Source organism: Stenotrophomonas sp. 71799_Sma (genome assembly GCF_056482505.1).
Genome location: NZ_CM151202.1, coordinates 3777452 through 3795225, shown reverse-complemented (window position 1 = coordinate 3795225; position 17774 = coordinate 3777452). Strand labels below are relative to the sequence as shown.

The following is a 17774-nucleotide window of genomic DNA, read 5'->3' as shown; positions in this document are numbered from 1 at the left end:
CTCAACGCCGGGCGAAGTCCACCAGGTCGGAAGGGTAGTGGGGGCAGGTGCGTAGCGTGGCGTCGTCACCGCCATACAGCACCACCAGCGCAGCCACTTCAAATGCCCAGTAGCCCCACGCGTTCGGCCCGATCAGGCGCCGGGTCCGCTTCTGAGCCTTTGGCGGCAGCAGGAAGAAGTCGCGGTACTGCACCTGCAGGTAGCCGGCCAGCAGTGAAGGGTCGAACGCTTCACCGTCGCGCAGCGGCGCGAACAGCTCGGCGAACGGTCGCGGATGAAAGACCTCATCACTGGCTTCCACCAGGCCCAGCGCCGGCGCGCTGAGGTAGTCCAGCACGCGGTCGGTGTCGAAACAGAGCACCTTCTCCACCAGCGCCGGCAGGCGTTCCTGCGCATCCAGCAGCACGCCCAGTGACAACAGCTGCAGTGCGTATTCGTAGTGCTGCGTTGTACGCGATTGCAACGACGCAGCCAGCGCGATGTCGTGGCCTTGCTGTTGCAGGCTGTCCCGGGCAAGGGCCAGCAAATGCGCATGCTCGAGCCAGAGATCTGCTACGTCGGCATGCATCTGCTGCAACGCCGTGGGGGCGAAGCCGCGGTCAACGCCTTTCAGCAGCAGGTTGCTGCCGGTCTGTGCAAGCGTCTCCCAGCCGTAGGCATGCTCCAGGGCCGCATGTCCCTGCAGCGTTTCCTCCACAGATTCACCGCCATTGCGCGCATGGCGTGCAAGCAAGGCCATGCCTGCGTTCCAGTCCGCCTGCCAATCCGGCAGGCGAAGCGTGCGGCGCGGCTGGCCCGGGGCCTTGGCCAGTGCTCTCCATCGCGGCAGCATGTCCTGCAGCAGATTCCGGCGATTCACGGCAGTCATCGATTGCATCATCAGCGAGAGTCTAGCGGCATTGCCGGTTCGAACCCCATTGCCTGGCACAGCGTTGAAGGTTTGAATGGTGCACAGTCGCCGCCACCAAGCCTGCATGACCGTTGATCGAATCGCCCTCCGCCGTTTCACCCAGTGGCTGCCGTTCCTGATATGGGTAGCGATCTGCGTGGTGTGGTGGTCGCCTTGGGGTGTGGTCGTTGGCCTGGCCGCATGCCTTGCCCTGGGCGGCGTGCTGCAGCACTTCGATCTGGTAGGCGATGCCGTAGGGGGCGCACTGCTGCGCTCGCGGGCGAAGCTGCCCTTCGAGCCCCGGCCGCCCACGCATGATGTGCTGTTGGATTGGGGCGAGCTGGGCATGGGCGGGCCGGCCTACGGCACCCTGATGCTGCGCGATGGCGCCATTGTCGAGGGCGTATCCACCGCAGGCAGCCACGATGCCAGCGGCGAGTGGCTGGCGCTGGCGGGCAGCGCGCTGCGTGTGGCCAGTGGCTACAGTGATCGCAGCGAAGCGGTGATCGTCTACGACGAAGCGGACAAGAGGGTGATGCACCTGCTGGCGATTGTTCCCAGCCTGTTCTGGCAGGAGCTGCACGAGCGCCGGCAGCTTGGCGGGGATGCCGAAGCCGCGATGTGGTTGCGGGATATTCCCAGTCGATCGACCACGCTGCGCCCCTGCCGGGGTCTATGGCTGGAACAGGAGCATCCGGCGCTGGCCGCCGGGTTGCCGCAGGTGTTGCGGCATGTCCTGCCTGATGCCCGGGTGCTGCAGGCCATCCCGCTGCTTCCCGATGACCTGCGCCTGACTGCGCATCCGACCTTGTTCGCGCGCATCTGCCCGTACGCGCTCTGTCTTGATGGCGAGCCCAGTGACCGTCACGCCTGCGATCTGGAGACGGTCATTGCCAGCCCGTCCGGTCGATGCGTGGTGGTGGCGGGAAGCGTGCTTGATGGGGATCTGCGTCCCATCGAGGGCGTATGGCTCGTCCACTGGCAGGGGCGTTGGCAGGCCATTGGCCGCCGTGCGATGGGCGGCAGCGGCAAGACCCGGAGTGGGGCCTGGATCGATGTGATCGCGGTCGGCGATGACGGAACGCTTCGCTGCGAAGCCTATGAGGAACACTGGACGTTCGAGGCGATCACACGCATCCCCACGCCACATACGGCATTGGCGCTGCCTGTGGAATGGCGGGAAACCGCATTGGCCGTGCGTGTCCGCGATGGGGGCTTCTCGCTGCGCCTGCCCCGCGCGGATCAGCGGCCCTCAGTCACAGGTTAGACTGCGTCGAATCAAACAGGGAGGTTCCGGCATGCGTCGTCGATGCAGGCCGGGAAAGCGCTGGAAAAGCTGAAGAAATGGGCTGCGGGCAGTACCGGGTGCGGATGACCGGACTTCCGTAGGGCTCATGCGCCTGCCGCCTGCACCTGTTGCGCATACTCCTCGGTAAACAGCCCTGACAATGCCCGGCGCTGCTCTGCATCGATGGCGCGCGAGGCGTTGGTTGTGTAGTCGAAATGCACCATCACGCAGCGCCCGCTGGCCACCAGGGCCTCGAACTGGAACGCTTGCTGCACGATCGACAGCGAGGAGCGGCCGATGTTTTCGATGCGGGTGTCGATGCGTACTTCGTGTCCCGGCTGTATCTGCTGCAGGAAGTCGATCTCGTAGCGGCGCAGGATCAGCGTCAGGTCGCGCATGCTGGCCTCGCGGCTGAAATGGCGGAAGATCTCCTGGCGACCTTCCTCGAACCAGACGGGCAGGGCGGTGTTGGTGACGTGGCCGAGTACATCCACTTCGGAGAAACGCGGAAGGATCGTCAACGGCATGAAGTCTCCGGGCTGTAGTGGGTGGGGTCTCCGGCGACGGTGCAGCCATCGCCGGAGACAGTGCGGCGACTACCGGCTGTCAGTCTGAGTAGAAGCCGTTGCCGAGGGTGCCGGGCAGGCCGGGTTCCGGCCACGGCATCAGTGACGTGCAGGCGTCATACAGCGTGCAGAAGTCCTGCCGCAGTTGTGCAGGCACCCAGCTGCCATAGGAAACGTCGGTCGAGTCGCCCTGGCAGGCGTAGGAAACATCGATCCAGCGGGTATTGGCGTGTGAGGCAACGCCCTGGTGCTGTGTCTTGCCCGTGCAGTAGCGCAGGCCCTGGCCGATCAGGGTGTTGTTGGCATCGAAGTAGAGCCGGGAGACTGCGTGGGTGGGCGCAGCCTGTACGTGTGCGGCGCTCCCCATCAGGCCAAACAGCAACAACAGCGGAATTCCCATTCGCATCTGTGGTTCTCCTTGGGTTGTGTAAGCCGGCCGTGTCCTGTCCTGTAGCCGGCAACAGCCATCTTCGCACAGCCCCGGCAGGCACGCAGATACGGCGGCCTGCAGGGCATCATCCGCCCGCCACACGCCCGCGCTATGCTGCGCGCCTGCCGTCCGATCCTGCCGCGATGAAGCTCGCCATCCTGTCCCGCAACAGCTCCCTGTACTCCACCCGCCGGCTGGTCGAGGCGGCCCGCGCGCGCGGCCACACCGTTCGCATCCTCGACCCGCTGCGCTGCTACATGCGCATCGCCGCCGATGGTTTTTCGATGCATTACAAGGGCCGGCCGATGACCGGCGTGGACATGGTCATCCCGCGCATCGGTGCCTCGATCACCCGCTATGGCACGGCCGTGCTGCGCCAGTTCGAACTGATGGGTGCACGAACCCCGAATCCGTCCGACGCGATCCTGCGTTCGCGCGACAAGCTGCGCGCACACCAGCTGCTGGCGGCCAAGGGCATCGACATGCCGGTTACTGTGTTCGGCGACAACCCCGACGACACCGTCGACCTGCTGTCGATGCTCGGTCCGCCGCCGCACGTGGTGAAGCTCAACGAGGGCACCCAGGGACGGGGCGTGATCCTCACCGAGAAGGCCAGCGCTTCGCGTGGCATCGTCGAGGCCCTGCGGGGCCTGTACGCCAACTTCCTGATGCAGGAGTTCATCGGCGAAGCCAAGGGTGCCGACCTGCGCTGCTTCGTGGTCGGTGACCAGGTGGTGGCGTCGATGCAGCGCCAGGCGCCGGAGGGTGACTTCCGCTCCAACCTGCATGCCGGCGGCACCGCGGTGGCGGCCAAGGCCAGCCGCGCCGAACAGCAGGTGGCGGTGCGTTCGGCCAAGGCGCTGGGCCTGTCGGTCTGTGGCGTGGACCTGATCCGCTCCGCGCGTGGCCCGCTGGTGCTGGAGGTCAACTCCACGCCAGGGCTGGAGGGCATCGAAGCCGCCTGCGGGGTGGATGTGGCCACGCGCATCATCGAGCACGTCGAGAAGATCAAAAAGCCATGATTAATCAATGGCTTGAAATTCTCATGGGCAAATGAGGCCGGCTTTAACGCGCCTTTAATCGGCGCCGGCGTAGCCTTCAGCGAACCGCAGCTCTGCCTCTCAGCAGGATCGGTATCGGGATACGACTTCAGACCCAGGCGGGGCACCGCCTGGGTCTTTTTTATGCCGCCGGAAGTCCCTTGTGGAGGCAGCGTGACGGCCGTAGAGTGGCGCCCATCGTTCCTGGATGGATCCGGAGGCTGGCGATGTACCGCATCACGATGATCGCGTTGTTGCTGGGGCTGTCTGGTGCTGTCTCCGCCAAGCCGGAGAAGACCGCCATACAGATGGACGGACAGGCCCCGGTGGCCGAGCAGGTCCGGCGGGTTGAGAAGGCCCTCGATGACGGCGAGTACAGCGAGATTTCCGCCGATGACCGCGCCCAGGTGCAGCAGGCACTGGCGCGCATCACCCAGCGGATGGGCGACCACCGCACGCTTCAGGAGCTCCCGCCGCAGGTCCAGGCGGAGGTCTTCAACGACCAGGAGCGGATCAACACCGTTCTTGTCCGCGCCCACGAGGACAGCCGCCAGATCTGTCAGCACACCCGCACCACCGGCAGCAACATGCCTAAAAGCCGCTGCCTGACCGTGGCCGAGCGCCGCCGGATCGAAGAAAAGGGCAAGGCCCTGCTCAACGACCAGCGCACCTTCAACAACTTCAACCCTGCCACCAACCACTAGGCCGTCCGGTGCCCCTGCGCATGGCACTTGCTGGCGTGAAGGTGGTGCGAATACAGTCAACACTCAACTCAAACAAGGATTCGTTTGTCATGAAGTCCCTCCTGATGTCGGCGGTCCTGATCTCGGGCCTGACCCTGGCCACCGCCGCCTCTGCATCGAACCAGTCCGGTGAGGTCTTTATCCCCGGCAAGCCGCTGCAGCAGCAGATCGAGCGCATCGAAATCGAACTCAACGATGGCGAGACCTACAGCGAACTGAAGCAGACCGACCGCAGCCGTGTACGCGAGGCGCTGGTGCGCATGCGTACGGCCGTCGAGCAGCATCCTGACCGCGATTCCATGCCTGAACAGGTACGAACCGATGTCTTCAACGACCAGCAGATCGTGAACACGGTTTTGACACAGGCACGTGAAGATAGTCGTCTAATATGCCAACGTGAAAAGGCCACGGGTTCGAACCGGTCCACGACGCAGTGCACTACCGTTGCCGAGCGCGCCCGGCGGAAGGACAAGGCACAGCGTGATATGGGCCAGGCCCAGCGCATCGGCAAATTCGTAAATTAGAGGTGACAGTGAGAATCCTGGTAATCGAAGACAACAGCGACATTGCGGCCAACCTGGGCGACTACCTGGAGGACCGGGGCCACACCGTGGACTTCGCGGCTGACGGGGTTACCGGTCTGCACCTGGCCGTGGTGCACGAGTTCGACGCGATCGTGCTGGATCTCAATCTGCCAGGCATGGACGGCATCGAGGTCTGCCGCAAGTTGCGCAATGAAGCGCGCAAGCAGACCCCGGTACTGATGCTCACCGCCCGCGATTCGCTGGACAACAAGCTGGCCGGCTTCGATTCCGGCGCGGACGACTACCTGATCAAGCCGTTCGCGCTGCAGGAAGTGGAAGTGCGTCTGAACGCCCTGTCGCGTCGCGGCAAGGGCGTGCAGACCCGCGTGCTGGAAACCGGCGATCTGGAATACAACCTGGATACGCTGGAAGTGCGCCGCCAGGGCAAGCTGCTGCAGCTCAACCCGACCGCGCTGAAGATCCTGCAGGCGCTGATGGAAGCGGCCCCGGCCGTGGTGACCCGCCAGGAGCTGGAAACCCGCGTGTGGGGCGAGGAACTGCCCGATTCGGATTCCCTGCGCGTGCACATCCATGGCCTGCGTGCGGTGGTCGACAAGCCGTTTGAAGTGCCGCTGATCCAGACCCGCCATGGCATCGGATACCGCATCGCCACCCCGGAAGCCTGATTCGGTGGCAACCAAGGGGGAGCGCCGGCGCACGCCTTATCGGCGGCGCCTGCGCAGCCGCATCATCGTTTCGTTCGTGTTGTTGGGCTTCTGCCTGACGACACTGTTTGCGTTCGCCACCAACTGGGCCCGCCTGCGCGTGGAAAACCAGCTGGTGGAAGAGCTGATGAACCGCAATATCGACGAGTATGCGCGCCGCTATTACGAGCACCCTGGGCATAACCCGGACGCACCGGTGCTGCAGATCAAGGCCTATGCCTATTCGAAGGACAAGTTCGACCGGGTGCGCGAAGAGCGCGCGCAGTGGGCGGGCTTCTCCGATGGCATCCACAGCGTCAGCGGCGATGAGCACGGCGAGCCGTACTCCTACAAGCTGGCCGTACGCAAGACGCCCGACGCCTGGTTCTTCCTCGCCTATGACATGACCGACAGCGTGCGCGGCGGCAAGCAGCTCAACCGCGCGCTGGTGCTGTCGGTGCTGGTGTTCAGCGTGCTGTCGCTGGTGCTGGGCTGGTGGTCGGCCTCGAAGGTGATGAAGCCGGTGTCGGATCTGGCCGCGCGGCTGCGTGCCTATCGCGGCGGCACCAGTGATCCCGAGCCGTTGGCGCCACGCTTCCCCGACGACGAAGTGGGGCAGCTGGCCCAGGCGCTGGACGACTATTCCTCGCGGCTGACCGAAGTGGTGCAGCGCGACCGTGAATTCAATGCAGACGTCAGCCATGAGCTGCGTACGCCGCTGGCAGTGATCCGTGGCGCCACCGAGCTGCTGCTGACCCGGCCCGGCCTGGACGAGAAGGTGCTGCAGCGCCTGCAGCGCATCCAGCGCGCCGAACAGCAGTGCAGCGATCTGATCGGCGCGCTGCTGCTGCTGTCGCGCAACGAGCGCGGGCAGGGCACCAGCAACGTCGCCCGGGTGGCCGAGCAGCTGCTGGACGCTCACCGTGCGCAGCTGGGTGGCAAGCCGCTGGAGCTGCTGCTGGAAGGTGAGCGCAATCTGGTGATCGACGCGCCCGAGGCGGCGCTGTCGGTGGCACTGGGCAACCTGATCGGCAACGCCGTGAAGTACTCGCAGGACGGCGAGGTGCGCGTGTTCGTCGGCACCAATTCGGTGTCGGTAACCGACAGTGGCCCGGGCCTGAGCGAGGAAGACGCGGCCAAGCTGTTCCAGCGTGGCTACCGCGGCACGCATGCCGGCCACTCGCAGGGCGGCGGCATCGGCCTGTCGATCGTCAGCCGCCTGTGCGACCTGTACGGCTGGCAGGTAAGCGTGCGCCCCGGCGGCCAGCGTGGCGTGATCGCCACCCTGACGTTCTCGCCGAAGCCGTTGTAAGCAGTAGGTGCCGACCTTGGTCGGCACAAACCCTGCCGACCTTGCATCGCGCCCTGTGTCGCTTGTGCCACCACCGTGATCGCTGCCGCGCCCCGCGCGTGTAGATCCACGCCATGCGTGGATACGCTTCGGTAGTGCCGGCCGCTGGCCGGCAACCAGGCCTCACCCCCCGGCCAACCCCAGATACCGCGCATGCAGCTGTTCCACCTGCACCTGCAGGTCCTCCGGCTGCCCATCATTGACCACTACGTCATCGGCCAGCGCCAACCGCTGCGCGCGGCTGGCCTGCGCAGCAATCATCCGGTCGGCCAGCGCGGCATCAATGCCATCGCGCTGCATCAGCCGCGCATGCTGCACGGCTTCGGGCGCATCCACCAGCAACACCCGGTCCAGCCACGGGTAGGCTTTCCGCCCACCCACCTCGGTCAGCAGCGGAATCGCCGCAATCGCATAAGGGCTCTCAGCCAGCTCGCACTGCTGTTGCATCAGCAGGCGGATGGCCGGGTGGGTGATGGCTTCCAGCGCCGTCCGCTCGGCCGGGTCGGCAAACACGTGGGCGCGCAGGCGCCCCCGGTCCAGGCTGCCGTCGGCCAGCAGCATGTCGGCGCCGAAACGCTCGGCAATGCGAGCCAGCGCCGGGCTGCCGGCAGCCACCACGGCACGTGCGGCCAGATCGGCGTCGGCCACCACGATCCCCAGCGCCTCGAAGCGCCGGGTCACCTCGCTCTTGCCGGAGGCGATGCCGCCGGTCAGGCCAACCACATAGCGGCTCATGGGGACTCCCCTCAGCGCAGCCCGCTCATCACCAGGTACTGCTCCACCAGCGGCGCACCCCACATGAAGTAGATCCAGCCGGCGATGGCCAGGTACGGCCCGAACGGGATGGGCGTGGCGCGGTCACGGCCGCGGCTGTACAGCCAGATCGAGCCGATGATGGCGCCCAGCACCGACGACAGCAGGATGATCGGCAGGATCCCCTTCAGGCCACACCAGGCGCCCAGTGCCGCCAGCAGCTTGAAGTCGCCGTGGCCCATGCCTTCCTTGCCGGTCAGCTGCTTGAACAGCCACCAGACCGTCCACAGCGACAGGTAACCCACCGCCGCGCCCACCAGTGCGGGCTTGGCTGGCATGTAGAGGTTGTCGATGCTGCCTATCAGCCCCAGCCACATCAGCGGCAGGGTCAACTGGTCGGGCAGCAGCTGCGTTCGCAGGTCGATGCCGGACAGGGCGATCAGGAAGCAGGTCAGCACGATGGCCCCGAAGCCCTGCCAGCCGAAGCCGAACTGCCAGACGCAGGCCAGCACCAGCACCGAGGTCAGCGCCTCCACCAGCGGGTACTGCAGCGAGATCGGCGCCTTGCAGTGGCGGCACTTGCCACCCTGGATGATCCAGCTGAACAGCGGGATGTTCTCGTACCAGCTCAGCTTGTGCTTGCAGTGCGGGCAGTGCGACGGCTCCACCACGATCCCCGGTGGGGGTGGTTCATAGAAGTCCGGTTCCTCCAGGACTTCGCGCGCATCGCGCTTCCACTGCCACTCCAGCCGCTTGGGCAGCCGCAGGATGACCACGTTCAGGAAACTGCCCAGCAGCAGTCCCAGGGCGGCCGCGGCGGGGTAGCCGAGGCCGGGGTGCTGGTCGAGAAATGCCATTGATACCTTTAGCCGACGACGGCGCCGAGTTTGAAGATGGGCAGGTACATCGCGATGACCAAGCCACCGACAATGGTACCAATGAACACCATGATCATCGGTTCCAGCAGGCTGCTCAAGGCATCCACGGCATTGTTCACTTCCTGCTCGTAGTATTCAGCCACCTTGAACAACATGGCGTCCAGGGCGCCCGCCTCTTCGCCGATGCCGGTCATCTGGATGACCATGTGCGGGAACAGGTTCAGCTGCTTCATGGCCATATTGACCGGATAGCCCACCGAGACGTCGTCGCGCATGCGCAGGACGGCTTCGCCATAGACCTTGTTGCCGGTGGCGCCAGCCACGATGCCCAGCGCCTCCACCAGCGGCACGCCGGCCTTGAAGGTCACCGCCGTGGTGCGGGCGAAACGGGCAATCGAGCTGTTATGCATGATCTGGCCGATCACCGGCACCTTCAGCACCAGCCGGTCGACCGTGTGCTGCATCTTCTCCGAACGCCGGTAGGTCATGGCGATGGCCACCACCGCTCCGATCACGACGATGGCTATCAGCCACCACCACGACACCATGAAGCGGGACAGGTTGACCACCATCTGGGTGAAGGCTGGCAGGTCGGCACCGAAACTCTTGAAGACCTCCTCGAATTGCGGCACCACCCAGACCAGCAGGATGGTACTGACCAGGAAGGCCACCACCAGCACCATGGCCGGGTAGAACAGGGCCTTCTTGATCTTGCCCTTCAGCGCTTCGATGTTCTCCTTATAGGAGGCGATCGTGTCCAGCACCGTTTCCAGCACACCGGCGCTTTCACCGGCGCGGACCAGATTGCGGTAGAGCTCGTCGAACTGGACAGGGTGACGGCTGATCGCCTCGTTCAACGAAGAACCGCCCTCGATGTCGGCGCGAATCCCGTCCACCATCTTCTTCATGCGCGGGTTCTTGTGCCCGCTGCCGATGATCTCCAGTGCCGAGACGATCGGAACACCGGATTTCATCATCGTAGCCATCTGCCGGCTGAAGAACGCAATGTCCTTAGCGCCCACGGGCTTGCCGGCCGCGCCGAACAGTGGCTTCGGCTTCGGCTTGACCTGGCCGGGATTGATCCCCTGCTTGCGAAGTTCGGCGCGCAGCAGATTGGCGTTCTTCGCCAACTGCTCGCCCTTCATCTTGATCCCCCGCTTGTCGGTCCCCTCCCAGACAAACGGCTGCAGCTCCATGGTGCTACGCGCCACGGGCTCTTTCTTGATCGCACTGCGACTGACAGACATGTTGGCTCCCCAAGGCCCGCCATCCCCAGGCGGGCATCCTGACCGGCGATGGTAGCCGGTTCAGGGCCGTCCGGGGAGCCTGCTGGCGTGACGCCGCGCAGGGTTTTCGACCATGCGAGACGAAAGGTGACGTACCGCGTCACATTGCCGCGTCCATCGCAGATTCGCTCCTGGGGGGTTCCCATCCGCGAAATTGCTGCCATCATTGGCGCGGGGAAATCGGGGAGACGCTGCCATGGGAGATTGGCACGTAACCTGCGTTGATCCACCCGCGGGGAAGGGCAGCCTGCTCATCCGGTCATCTGGCCGGCCGGCAGCCACCCCCGACATCAACCACTACTTATCTTGGGGATGTACCACCATGAAGAACCAGAAGGGCTTCACCCTGATCGAACTGATGATCGTTGTTGCGATCATCGCCATCCTGGCTGCCATCGCGCTGCCGGCTTACTCGAACTACACCAAGAAGGCCAAGGTCTCGGAAGTGATCCTGGCGGCCTCTTCGCTGCGTACCGACGTGTCGGAGTACGTGGCCAGCAACAATGCGCTGCCGCCGGCGTCTTGGAAGCCGGACTTCCAGCAGACCAAGTACGTCAGCAAGCTGGAGTGGGATGGCAAGGCCATCGTTGCCACCGCCCAAGCGATCGGTGACAACCTGATTGATGCCAAGAACATCACCCTGACCCCGACAGGCGACGGCAGCAAGGGTGTGGTCCCGAGCTGGACCTGCGGTGGCTCGATCGATGCCAAGTATCGTCCGGGTTCCTGCCAGGGTACCGTCGCTGAGAGCGAAGGCGGCGAGTAATCAGCACTTGCTGATCTCGGCTTGAGAACGGGGAGCCCCAAGCTCCCCGTTTTCGTTTGAGCGCTCTGGGCCTACCGGATTAAGCGCGGCCACACGCTTGCATTCAGTCTGCGAAGTTTGTTCTTCTGTTGAAATCGACCGTGCGACTGGGGAGCCGCAATGAGCCGTCCATCCAACAGCCATGGCCCGTGGCTGCTGCTGATCTTCATCCTGTCCGGGTTCGCCGGGCTGATCTACCAGTCCATCTGGACGCAGTACCTGGGGCTGTTCCTAGGACACTCTTCGCACGCGCAGTCGCTCGTGCTGATCCTGTTCATGGGCGGCATGGCGCTGGGCGCGTGGCTGGTCAGCCGGCGCAGCGCGCTGCTGCGCCGGCCCCTGCTGGCCTATGCGGTCATCGAACTATTGATCGGTGTGCTCGGTATCGGCTTCGACGGTCTGTTCCAGGGTGTGACCGGCTGGGCCTACACGCACCTGATGCCCGGCATGGAGGGGGCGTCCTCAACGGCGCTGCGCTGGGCGTTGGCCACCGCGCTGGTGCTACCGCAGTGCATCTTGCTGGGGGCGACCTTCCCGCTGATGAGCGCCGGCTATATGCGCCTGCAGCCGAAGGCGCAGGGTGAAGTGCTCGCCGGGCTGTATTTCTCCAACAGTCTGGGCGCGGCGGTCGGTGCGCTGGTGGCCACCTACCTGTTGCTTCCCGCGGTTGGTCTGCCCGGCACCGTACTCAGTGCGGGACTGCTCAACATCGTCGTCGCCATCGTCGTCTATCCCCTGGCCCGTGACGTCAGTGCCCCGGCGGTGATCGCCGGCCCGGCGATCACACCGGGATCCGATGGCTCGCGCCGCAGTACGGTGCTGCTGGTGCTACTGGTGGCCGCCGGTACAGGCGCATCGTCGTTCGTCTATGAGATCACCTGGGTGCGCATGTTGTCGCTGGCGCTGGGTACCACGCTGCATTCCTTCGAACTGATGCTGGCGGCCTTCATCCTCGGTATCGCCTTCGGTGGGCTGTGGCTGCGCCGCCGTGCCGACCGCATGCAATCACCGCTGCGGGTGGCCGGCTGGGTGCAGGTCTGGATGGGGCTGGCCGCGCTGGCCTCGATGTTCGTGTACGCCCAGGCCTTTGATTGGGTGGGCTGGTTGATGCGGGTCATCGTGCGCAGCGCCGACGGATACGTGCTGTACAACCTGGCGAGTGCGGTGATCGCCGGACTGGTAATGTTCCCAGCCGCATTCTTCGCTGGCATGACGCTGCCGCTGCTGACCCTGGCCCTGCTGCGCAGCGGCCAAGGCGAACGCTCAATCGGCCAGGCCTATGCCTTGAACACACTGGGCGCGATCGTCGGCGTGCTGGCAGCCATCCATTTGTTGATGCCGCTGCTGGGCCTGAAGTACGCGTTGCTGTTGGCTGCAGTAACGGACGTCGTGCTGGGCTTGATACTGCTACAACGGGTTCAGAGCGTTGCAGCCAGTTGGCTGCGTTCGCCCGTGCTCCAAGCCGGCGCACTAGGTGCTCTGGCCATGGTGGCGACAATTGTGCTGGTACGTTTCGATCCGTTGGTGCTGAATTCGTCGGTTTACAGACATGGCAATGCTCGTTTGGCCGACACGGCAACAATGTTGTTCTCCCGTGATGGGCAGACTGCAACCGTCGCGGTTTACGAGAACACCACAGCCGATGGCAGCATGCGAGCCATCGCTACCAACGGCAAGGTGGATGCAGGAATGGCTGTATCTATGCAGCAGGCGCCCACCGGCGACGAGTCGACGATGATCCTGCTGGCAGCACTGCCTCTTGCGCTGCGCGACGGTTACCAGCGTGTAGGCGTAATTGGCTTCGGCTCGGGACTCAGTACGCACACGTTGCTGGGCGATCGCCGAGTTGGCCGAGTGGACACGGTGGAGATCGAGCCCGCTATGGTTGAAGGCGCACGCCTGTTTGGCGGGCGTGTTGAGCGAGCCTTCAAGGACCCACGCTCACATGTTGTGATCGACGACGCCAAGTCCTATTTCGCCGCGAGCCCGCGCAAGTACGACTTGATCATCTCTGAGCCCTCCAATCCGTGGGTGGGCGGTACCGCCGCACTGTTCAGTGACGAGTTCTATGCATTCGTGCCCCAGCAGCTCAATGAGGGTGGCGTGTTCGTGCAGTGGCTGCAGATGTACGAGATCACGCCCGAGCTGGTGAGTTCGGTACTGGCGGGGATGCTGGAGCAGTTCTCCGATGCGCGCGCCTACCTGGCCAACCGCGGTGACCTGATCCTCGTGGCCACGCCGAAGGGCAAGTTGCCGCCGATGAACGACCGCCTGTTCCGGCAGTCGGCACTGCGCGAAGAGCTGGCGCGGATCGGTGTGCACTCGCTGACGGATCTGCAGGATACGCTGTCAATGGACGATGCAGCGCTGAGGGCTTTTGTGCCCCTGTACCCGGCCGCGCGCAACTCCGACTACTTCCCGACGCTGAAGCTGAAGGCGCCGGTGGCACGTTTCCAGAGCGCGTTTACCCGCGACTTCCAGGAAGTGATGGTGGCGCCCTGGGCCATCGTGGCACGACCGGAAGAGGTGCATGCCGGCGACAGCGTGAAGAAGCCGGCCCAGCCCGATTCGAACCGCGACGACCCGCGTCCCGCTGCTCGGGCATTGGCTGCCTTCTTGCAGGGCACTCCGTCGTCGGCGCAGGACGTCCGCGCCGCCGACTGGCTTCGTGCGCAGGCGCTTCGCGGCCTGGCCAGTCGCTGTGAACTGGACAAGGCCCCGCTGCAGAGCGCCCAGCTGGTGTTTGCGCTGTCTGGTGACACCACGCCGTTCCTGCCTGTCGCACAACGCGCGGCCCTGTGGGCGCAGCCGGCATGGCTGGCGTGCCCGCCGCAGACCCCTACTGTCTCTGCCAGTCTGGCACTGGTGGCCGCCGTGGCCACCGATGATCACCACACCGTACTCACGGAAGGGCGGCGATTGTTGCGGGGCGAGCATGGATCGGCGCTGCTGGCTGATGCCGGCTCCGGCTATTATCTGTTCGGGGCAATGCAACATGCCGCACGGTCGTTGGGGGATACCGCAACGTCGCGGCAGCTGACGGACCAGTACTGGCAGGCGCTTGCGCCTGACGCTCGACGGAACGGGCCACTGCGCCTGCTGAGCTACCTGGCCTCCACTGGCCCGGTGCAGGCTGCAACCGCTGATTCCCAGCCGTCAGGGCAAGAGTGATACGAGGAAGACCATGAGCGTTGTTTCCCCCCCCAATCTGGTCGGCATCACCGGCCTTGCCCGCCGCCTGGTCCAGGACGGCGCGCTGGACGAGGCATCCGCCCGCGACGCCATGGCCAAGGCCACGGCCGCCCGGCAGCCGCTGCCCACGTGGTTCGCGCAGAACAAGCTGGTCAGCGCCTCGCAGCTCGCCGCCGCCAACGCGGTCGAGTTCGGCATGCCGCTGTTCGACGTGTCCACCTTCGACGCCAGCCAGAACGCGATGAGCGTGGTCAGCGAGGAGCTGCTGCGCAAACACAACGTGCTGCCGCTGTTCAAGCGCGGTGGCAAGCTGTTCGTGGGTACCAGCAATCCAACCCATGCACTGGACGAGATCAAGTTCCACACCAATCTGGTGGTGGAGCCGATCCTGGTGGATGAAGACCAGATCCGCCGCACGCTGGAGCAGTGGCACGCCAGCCACGACACCATCGGCGATGCGCTGGGCGGCGATGACGAAGGCATGGCCAACCTCGACGTTGGCCTGGGCGACGAAGACAACGCGGGGGGCGACTCCGGCATCGACGCCAAGGGCGACGACACCCCGGTGGTGAAGTTCGTCAACAAGGTGTTGGTCGATGCCATCCGCAAGGGCGCATCGGACATCCACTTCGAGCCTTACGAAGACGACTACCGCGTGCGCCTGCGCATCGACGGTCTGCTGAAGATGGTGGCGCGCGCGCCGGTGAAGCTGAACCAGCGCATCGCCGCGCGCCTGAAGGTGATGGCGCAGCTGGACATCGCTGAGAAGCGGGTGCCACAGGACGGGCGCATCAAGCTGAACCTGTCCAAGACCAAGCAGATCGACTTCCGCGTCAGCACGCTGCCGACCCTGTTCGGTGAAAAGGTGGTGCTGCGTATCCTGGATGGCAGCGCGGCCAAGCTGGGCATCGACAAGCTGGGCTACGAGCCGGACCAGCAGAAGCTGTTCCACGACGCCATCCACAAGCCGTACGGCATGGTGCTGGTGACCGGCCCAACCGGCTCCGGCAAGACGGTGTCGCTGTATACCGCGCTGGGCATCCTCAACGATGAGACGCGCAACATCTCCACCGCCGAAGACCCGGTGGAAATCCGCTTGCCCGGCGTCAACCAGGTGCAGCAGAACAACAAGCGCGGCATGACCTTCGCTGCGGCACTGCGCTCGTTCCTGCGACAGGATCCGGACATCATCATGGTCGGCGAAATCCGCGACCTGGAGACGGCCGAGATTGCGATCAAGGCGGCGCAGACCGGCCACATGGTGCTGTCCACGCTGCATACCAACGATGCGCCGCAGACCATCGCGCGTCTGATGAACATGGGCATCGCGCCATACAACATCACCAGCTCGGTGACGCTGGTGATCGCCCAGCGCCTGGCACGCCGGTTGTGCGGCAACTGCAAGCGACCGGCCAACCTGCCGGAGCACGCGCTGCTGGCCGAGGGCTTCACCCAGGCGCAGCTGGATGCGGGCATCCAGTTGTACGAGGCGGTGGGCTGCGATGAGTGCACCGAGGGCTACAAGGGCCGAACCGGTATCTACCAGGTGATGCCGATGACCGATGAGATCGCCACGATCGTGCTGGCCGGTGGCAACGCACTGCAGATTGCCGAGGCGGCGCAGCAGATCGGGGTGAATGACCTGCGGCAGTCGGCGTTGAAGAAGGCGGCAGCGGGTGTGACCAGCCTGGCCGAGATCAATCGCGTTACCAAGGATTGAGGTAGATCCACGCCATGCGTGGATGACGCGATGCATGAGGTTGCCGGCCAGCGGCTGGCACTACCGCGTTTGGTGGGTAGATCCACGCCATGCATGGATGACGCGATGCATGGGGGGTGCCGGCCAGCGGCCGGCACTACCGCGTTGGTGGGTGGATCCACGCCATGCGTGGATGGCGCGGCGGCGCACGCCAACCAAAGTTGGCACCTACCAGGGCCGTTCGGCCCTTACTCCATCCCCAGCTTCTTCAGCTTGTAGCGCAGCGCGCGGAAGGTAATCCCCAGCTGCGCAGCCGTGCGGGTCTTGTTCCAGCGGTTCTCTTCCAGCGCGCGCTGGATGGCGCTGCGCTCCAGTTGCTCGATGTACGAGGGCAGGGCGGCACCGCCCGGCTGCAGGTCGGCCACGGCTTCTGCGGGAGCAGCGCCGCCGGGCGCACGCGGGGCGTGCTGCGGCAGGCGCAGGTCGTCGGCACCAATGCGGTCTTCTTCGGCCAGTGCCAGCGCGCGCTCCAGAATGTTCTCCAGCTCGCGCACATTGCCCGGGAACGCATAGTGGGCCAGCGCTTCCAGCGCCGATGGCGCCAGCAGCGGGGTGGCACGGCCGTGGCTGCGGGCCAGGCGTGCCAGCACCGCGGCGGCCAGCTCGGGCAGGTCCTGGCGGCGCTCGCGCAGCGGCGGCACCTTCAGTTCGATAACGTTGATGCGGTAATACAGGTCGTGGCGGAAGCGCCCGTCCTCGACCAGTTCGGCCAGGTCACGGTGCGTGGCCGAGAGAATGCGCACGTCCACCGGTTCTTCGTTGGCCGCACCCACCGCACGCACCGACTTTTCCTGGATGGCACGCAGCAGCTTCACCTGCATCTGCAGCGGCAGCTCGGCCACTTCGTCCAGGAACAGGGTGCCGCCGTGTGCAGCCTGGAACAGGCCCGGCTTGTCGGCATGGGCGCCGCTGAAGCTGCCTTTGCGGTGGCCGAAGAATTCGCTCTCCATCAGCTCGCCGGGAATGGCACCGCAGTTGACCGGCACGAACGGACCAGCCGCACGCGCGCCCTGGGCGTGGATGGTGCGCGCGACCAGTTCCTTGCCCACGCCCGATTCACCGAGGATGTAGACCGGTGCCTGGCTGCGCGCGACCTTGCCGATGGTGGTGCGCAGTACGTCCATGGCCGGCGAAGCGCCGAGCAGGCGTGCAGCCTGTTCGGTGGCGGGGCCGGGCGCAGGGCGTTCGGTGTTGTTGAGTTCCAGCGCGTGCTTGACCAGGCCGCGCAGCACCGAGATGTCCACCGGCTTGCTGACGAAGTCGAAGGCGCCGGCCTTCAGCGCTTCCACGGCCAGGTCCATGCTGCCGAACGCAGTGATCATCGCCACCGGTGTGCGCGGGTAGTGCTGGGCGATCTCGCTGACCAGCTCGATGCCGTTGCCATCCGGAAGGCGCATGTCGGTGATGCACAGGTCGTACGGGTTGCTGGCCAGCAGCTCGCGCGCTTCGGCCAGGTTGGCGGCGGTACTGATGCGCAGCCCCATGCGGCCGAGGGTCAGTACCAGCAGTTCGCGGATGTCGCGTTCATCGTCGACGACGAGGGCGCTGCGGGTTTCGTTCATGGGC

At 65.2% G+C, this 17774-nt stretch carries 16 protein-coding genes; 9 read left to right on the top strand and 7 right to left on the bottom strand.

Annotation, left to right across the window (positions count from 1 at the left end; genetic code table 11):
• Window position 1 precedes the first annotated feature (1 nt).
• Entirely contained in the window at window positions 2–976 is a 975-nt protein-coding gene (locus ACZK4Z_RS17585) for a PoNe immunity protein domain-containing protein (protein WP_478450963.1), read from the bottom strand.
• Between ACZK4Z_RS17585 and ACZK4Z_RS17580 the strand changes: the two genes are divergently transcribed.
• Window positions 975–2156: a hypothetical protein gene (locus ACZK4Z_RS17580; RefSeq protein WP_478450962.1), complete on the top strand. Its 1182-nt coding sequence runs from the start codon at window positions 975–977 to the stop codon at window positions 2154–2156. The genes ACZK4Z_RS17585 and ACZK4Z_RS17580 overlap by 2 nt on opposite strands.
• Window positions 2157–2281: 125 nt before the next feature.
• On the opposite strand, the gene ACZK4Z_RS17575 is transcribed toward ACZK4Z_RS17580, so the two are convergent.
• Both ACZK4Z_RS17575 and ACZK4Z_RS17570 read right to left on the bottom strand, forming a co-directional pair.
• Window positions 2282–2704: a thioesterase family protein gene (locus tag ACZK4Z_RS17575; RefSeq protein ID WP_197618313.1), complete on the bottom strand. Its 423-nt coding sequence runs from the start codon at window positions 2702–2704 to the stop codon at window positions 2282–2284.
• Window positions 2705–2783: 79 nt separating this feature from the next.
• The gene (locus ACZK4Z_RS17570; protein ID WP_223224661.1) at window positions 2784–3149 is read right to left on the bottom strand and encodes a hypothetical protein; all 366 of its coding nucleotides are present in this window, start codon (window positions 3147–3149) and stop codon (window positions 2784–2786) included.
• A 167-nt stretch (window positions 3150–3316) separates the two neighbouring features.
• Here ACZK4Z_RS17570 and rimK point away from each other — a divergent pair, with 167 nt between their 5' ends.
• The 5 genes from rimK (at window position 3317) to ACZK4Z_RS17545 (ending at window position 7496) form a co-directional block, all read left to right on the top strand.
• A complete protein-coding gene (gene rimK / locus ACZK4Z_RS17565; RefSeq protein WP_005418651.1) occupies window positions 3317–4195 on the top strand; it encodes a 30S ribosomal protein S6--L-glutamate ligase in 879 nt (292 codons plus the stop codon).
• 245 nt (window positions 4196–4440) lie between these two features.
• On the top strand, window positions 4441–4917 hold the full coding sequence (locus ACZK4Z_RS17560; RefSeq protein ID WP_010481495.1) for a hypothetical protein: 477 nt from the start codon (window positions 4441–4443) through the stop codon (window positions 4915–4917).
• Between the two features lie 89 nt (window positions 4918–5006).
• Window positions 5007–5480 (top strand): hypothetical protein, encoded by a 474-nt coding sequence (locus ACZK4Z_RS17555; protein WP_071229642.1) that lies wholly within the window; start codon window positions 5007–5009, stop codon window positions 5478–5480.
• Window positions 5481–5488: 8 nt separating this feature from the next.
• Window positions 5489–6166: a response regulator transcription factor gene (locus ACZK4Z_RS17550; protein ID WP_005410804.1), complete on the top strand. Its 678-nt coding sequence runs from the start codon at window positions 5489–5491 to the stop codon at window positions 6164–6166.
• Window positions 6129–7496 carry a sensor histidine kinase gene (locus ACZK4Z_RS17545; RefSeq protein ID WP_032128829.1) on the top strand — a complete coding sequence of 456 codons (1368 nt, stop codon included), beginning with the start codon at window positions 6129–6131 and terminating at the stop codon, window positions 7494–7496. The genes ACZK4Z_RS17550 and ACZK4Z_RS17545 overlap by 38 nt, the downstream gene beginning before the upstream one ends.
• Window positions 7497–7658: 162 nt before the next feature.
• On the opposite strand, the gene coaE is transcribed toward ACZK4Z_RS17545, so the two are convergent.
• The 3 genes from coaE to ACZK4Z_RS17530 are packed head-to-tail and all read right to left on the bottom strand — an operon-like array spanning window position 7659 to window position 10413.
• The gene (coaE, locus tag ACZK4Z_RS17540) at window positions 7659–8270 is read right to left on the bottom strand and encodes a dephospho-CoA kinase (protein ID WP_478450961.1); all 612 of its coding nucleotides are present in this window, start codon (window positions 8268–8270) and stop codon (window positions 7659–7661) included.
• Window positions 8271–8281: 11 nt separating this feature from the next.
• Window positions 8282–9145 carry a prepilin peptidase gene (locus tag ACZK4Z_RS17535; RefSeq protein WP_242875030.1) on the bottom strand — a complete coding sequence of 288 codons (864 nt, stop codon included), beginning with the start codon at window positions 9143–9145 and terminating at the stop codon, window positions 8282–8284.
• Window positions 9146–9153: 8 nt separating this feature from the next.
• Entirely contained in the window at window positions 9154–10413 is a 1260-nt protein-coding gene (locus ACZK4Z_RS17530) for a type II secretion system F family protein (RefSeq protein ID WP_107432143.1), read from the bottom strand.
• Between the two features lie 361 nt (window positions 10414–10774).
• On the opposite strand from ACZK4Z_RS17530, the gene ACZK4Z_RS17525 reads away from it, so the two are divergent.
• The 3 genes from ACZK4Z_RS17525 (at window position 10775) to pilB (ending at window position 16169) form a co-directional block, all read left to right on the top strand.
• Complete coding sequence (locus ACZK4Z_RS17525; protein WP_478450960.1) at window positions 10775–11218, top strand: pilin; 444 nt, start codon at window positions 10775–10777, stop codon at window positions 11216–11218.
• Between the two features lie 159 nt (window positions 11219–11377).
• Window positions 11378–14428, top strand: a complete 3051-nt coding sequence (locus ACZK4Z_RS17520; RefSeq protein WP_478450959.1) for a fused MFS/spermidine synthase — start codon at window positions 11378–11380, stop codon at window positions 14426–14428.
• A gap of 13 nt (window positions 14429–14441) precedes the next feature.
• Window positions 14442–16169, top strand: a complete 1728-nt coding sequence (gene pilB / locus ACZK4Z_RS17515) for a type IV-A pilus assembly ATPase PilB (protein ID WP_478450958.1) — start codon at window positions 14442–14444, stop codon at window positions 16167–16169.
• A 227-nt stretch (window positions 16170–16396) separates the two neighbouring features.
• Here the strand turns inward: pilB and ACZK4Z_RS17510 are convergent, their stop codons facing one another.
• A complete protein-coding gene (locus ACZK4Z_RS17510) occupies window positions 16397–17770 on the bottom strand; it encodes a sigma-54-dependent transcriptional regulator (protein WP_032128822.1) in 1374 nt (457 codons plus the stop codon).
• Between the last annotated feature and the right edge of the window lie 4 nt (window positions 17771–17774).

Bases quoted from the DNA above. Each gene is read 5' to 3' on its own strand.
- ACZK4Z_RS17510 (WP_032128822.1), bottom strand. From the start codon at position 17,770: ATGAACGAAACCCGCAGCGCCCTCGTCGTCGACGATGAACGCGACATC.
- ACZK4Z_RS17575 (WP_197618313.1), bottom strand. From the start codon at position 2,704: ATGCCGTTGACGATCCTTCCGCGTTTCTCCGAAGTGGATGTACTCGGC.
- ACZK4Z_RS17535 (WP_242875030.1), bottom strand. From the start codon at position 9,145: ATGGCATTTCTCGACCAGCACCCCGGCCTCGGCTACCCCGCCGCGGCC.
- ACZK4Z_RS17560 (WP_010481495.1), top strand. From the start codon at position 4,441: ATGTACCGCATCACGATGATCGCGTTGTTGCTGGGGCTGTCTGGTGCT.
- rimK (WP_005418651.1), top strand. From the start codon at position 3,317: ATGAAGCTCGCCATCCTGTCCCGCAACAGCTCCCTGTACTCCACCCGC.
- ACZK4Z_RS17530 (WP_107432143.1), bottom strand. From the start codon at position 10,413: ATGTCTGTCAGTCGCAGTGCGATCAAGAAAGAGCCCGTGGCGCGTAGC.
- ACZK4Z_RS17525 (WP_478450960.1), top strand. From the start codon at position 10,775: ATGAAGAACCAGAAGGGCTTCACCCTGATCGAACTGATGATCGTTGTT.
- ACZK4Z_RS17520 (WP_478450959.1), top strand. From the start codon at position 11,378: ATGAGCCGTCCATCCAACAGCCATGGCCCGTGGCTGCTGCTGATCTTC.
- ACZK4Z_RS17570 (WP_223224661.1), bottom strand. From the start codon at position 3,149: ATGCGAATGGGAATTCCGCTGTTGTTGCTGTTTGGCCTGATGGGGAGC.
- ACZK4Z_RS17555 (WP_071229642.1), top strand. From the start codon at position 5,007: ATGAAGTCCCTCCTGATGTCGGCGGTCCTGATCTCGGGCCTGACCCTG.
- ACZK4Z_RS17545 (WP_032128829.1), top strand. From the start codon at position 6,129: ATGGCATCGGATACCGCATCGCCACCCCGGAAGCCTGATTCGGTGGCA.
- coaE (WP_478450961.1), bottom strand. From the start codon at position 8,270: ATGAGCCGCTATGTGGTTGGCCTGACCGGCGGCATCGCCTCCGGCAAG.
- ACZK4Z_RS17580 (WP_478450962.1), top strand. From the start codon at position 975: ATGACCGTTGATCGAATCGCCCTCCGCCGTTTCACCCAGTGGCTGCCG.
- ACZK4Z_RS17585 (WP_478450963.1), bottom strand. From the start codon at position 976: ATGCAGGCTTGGTGGCGGCGACTGTGCACCATTCAAACCTTCAACGCT.
- pilB (WP_478450958.1), top strand. From the start codon at position 14,442: ATGAGCGTTGTTTCCCCCCCCAATCTGGTCGGCATCACCGGCCTTGCC.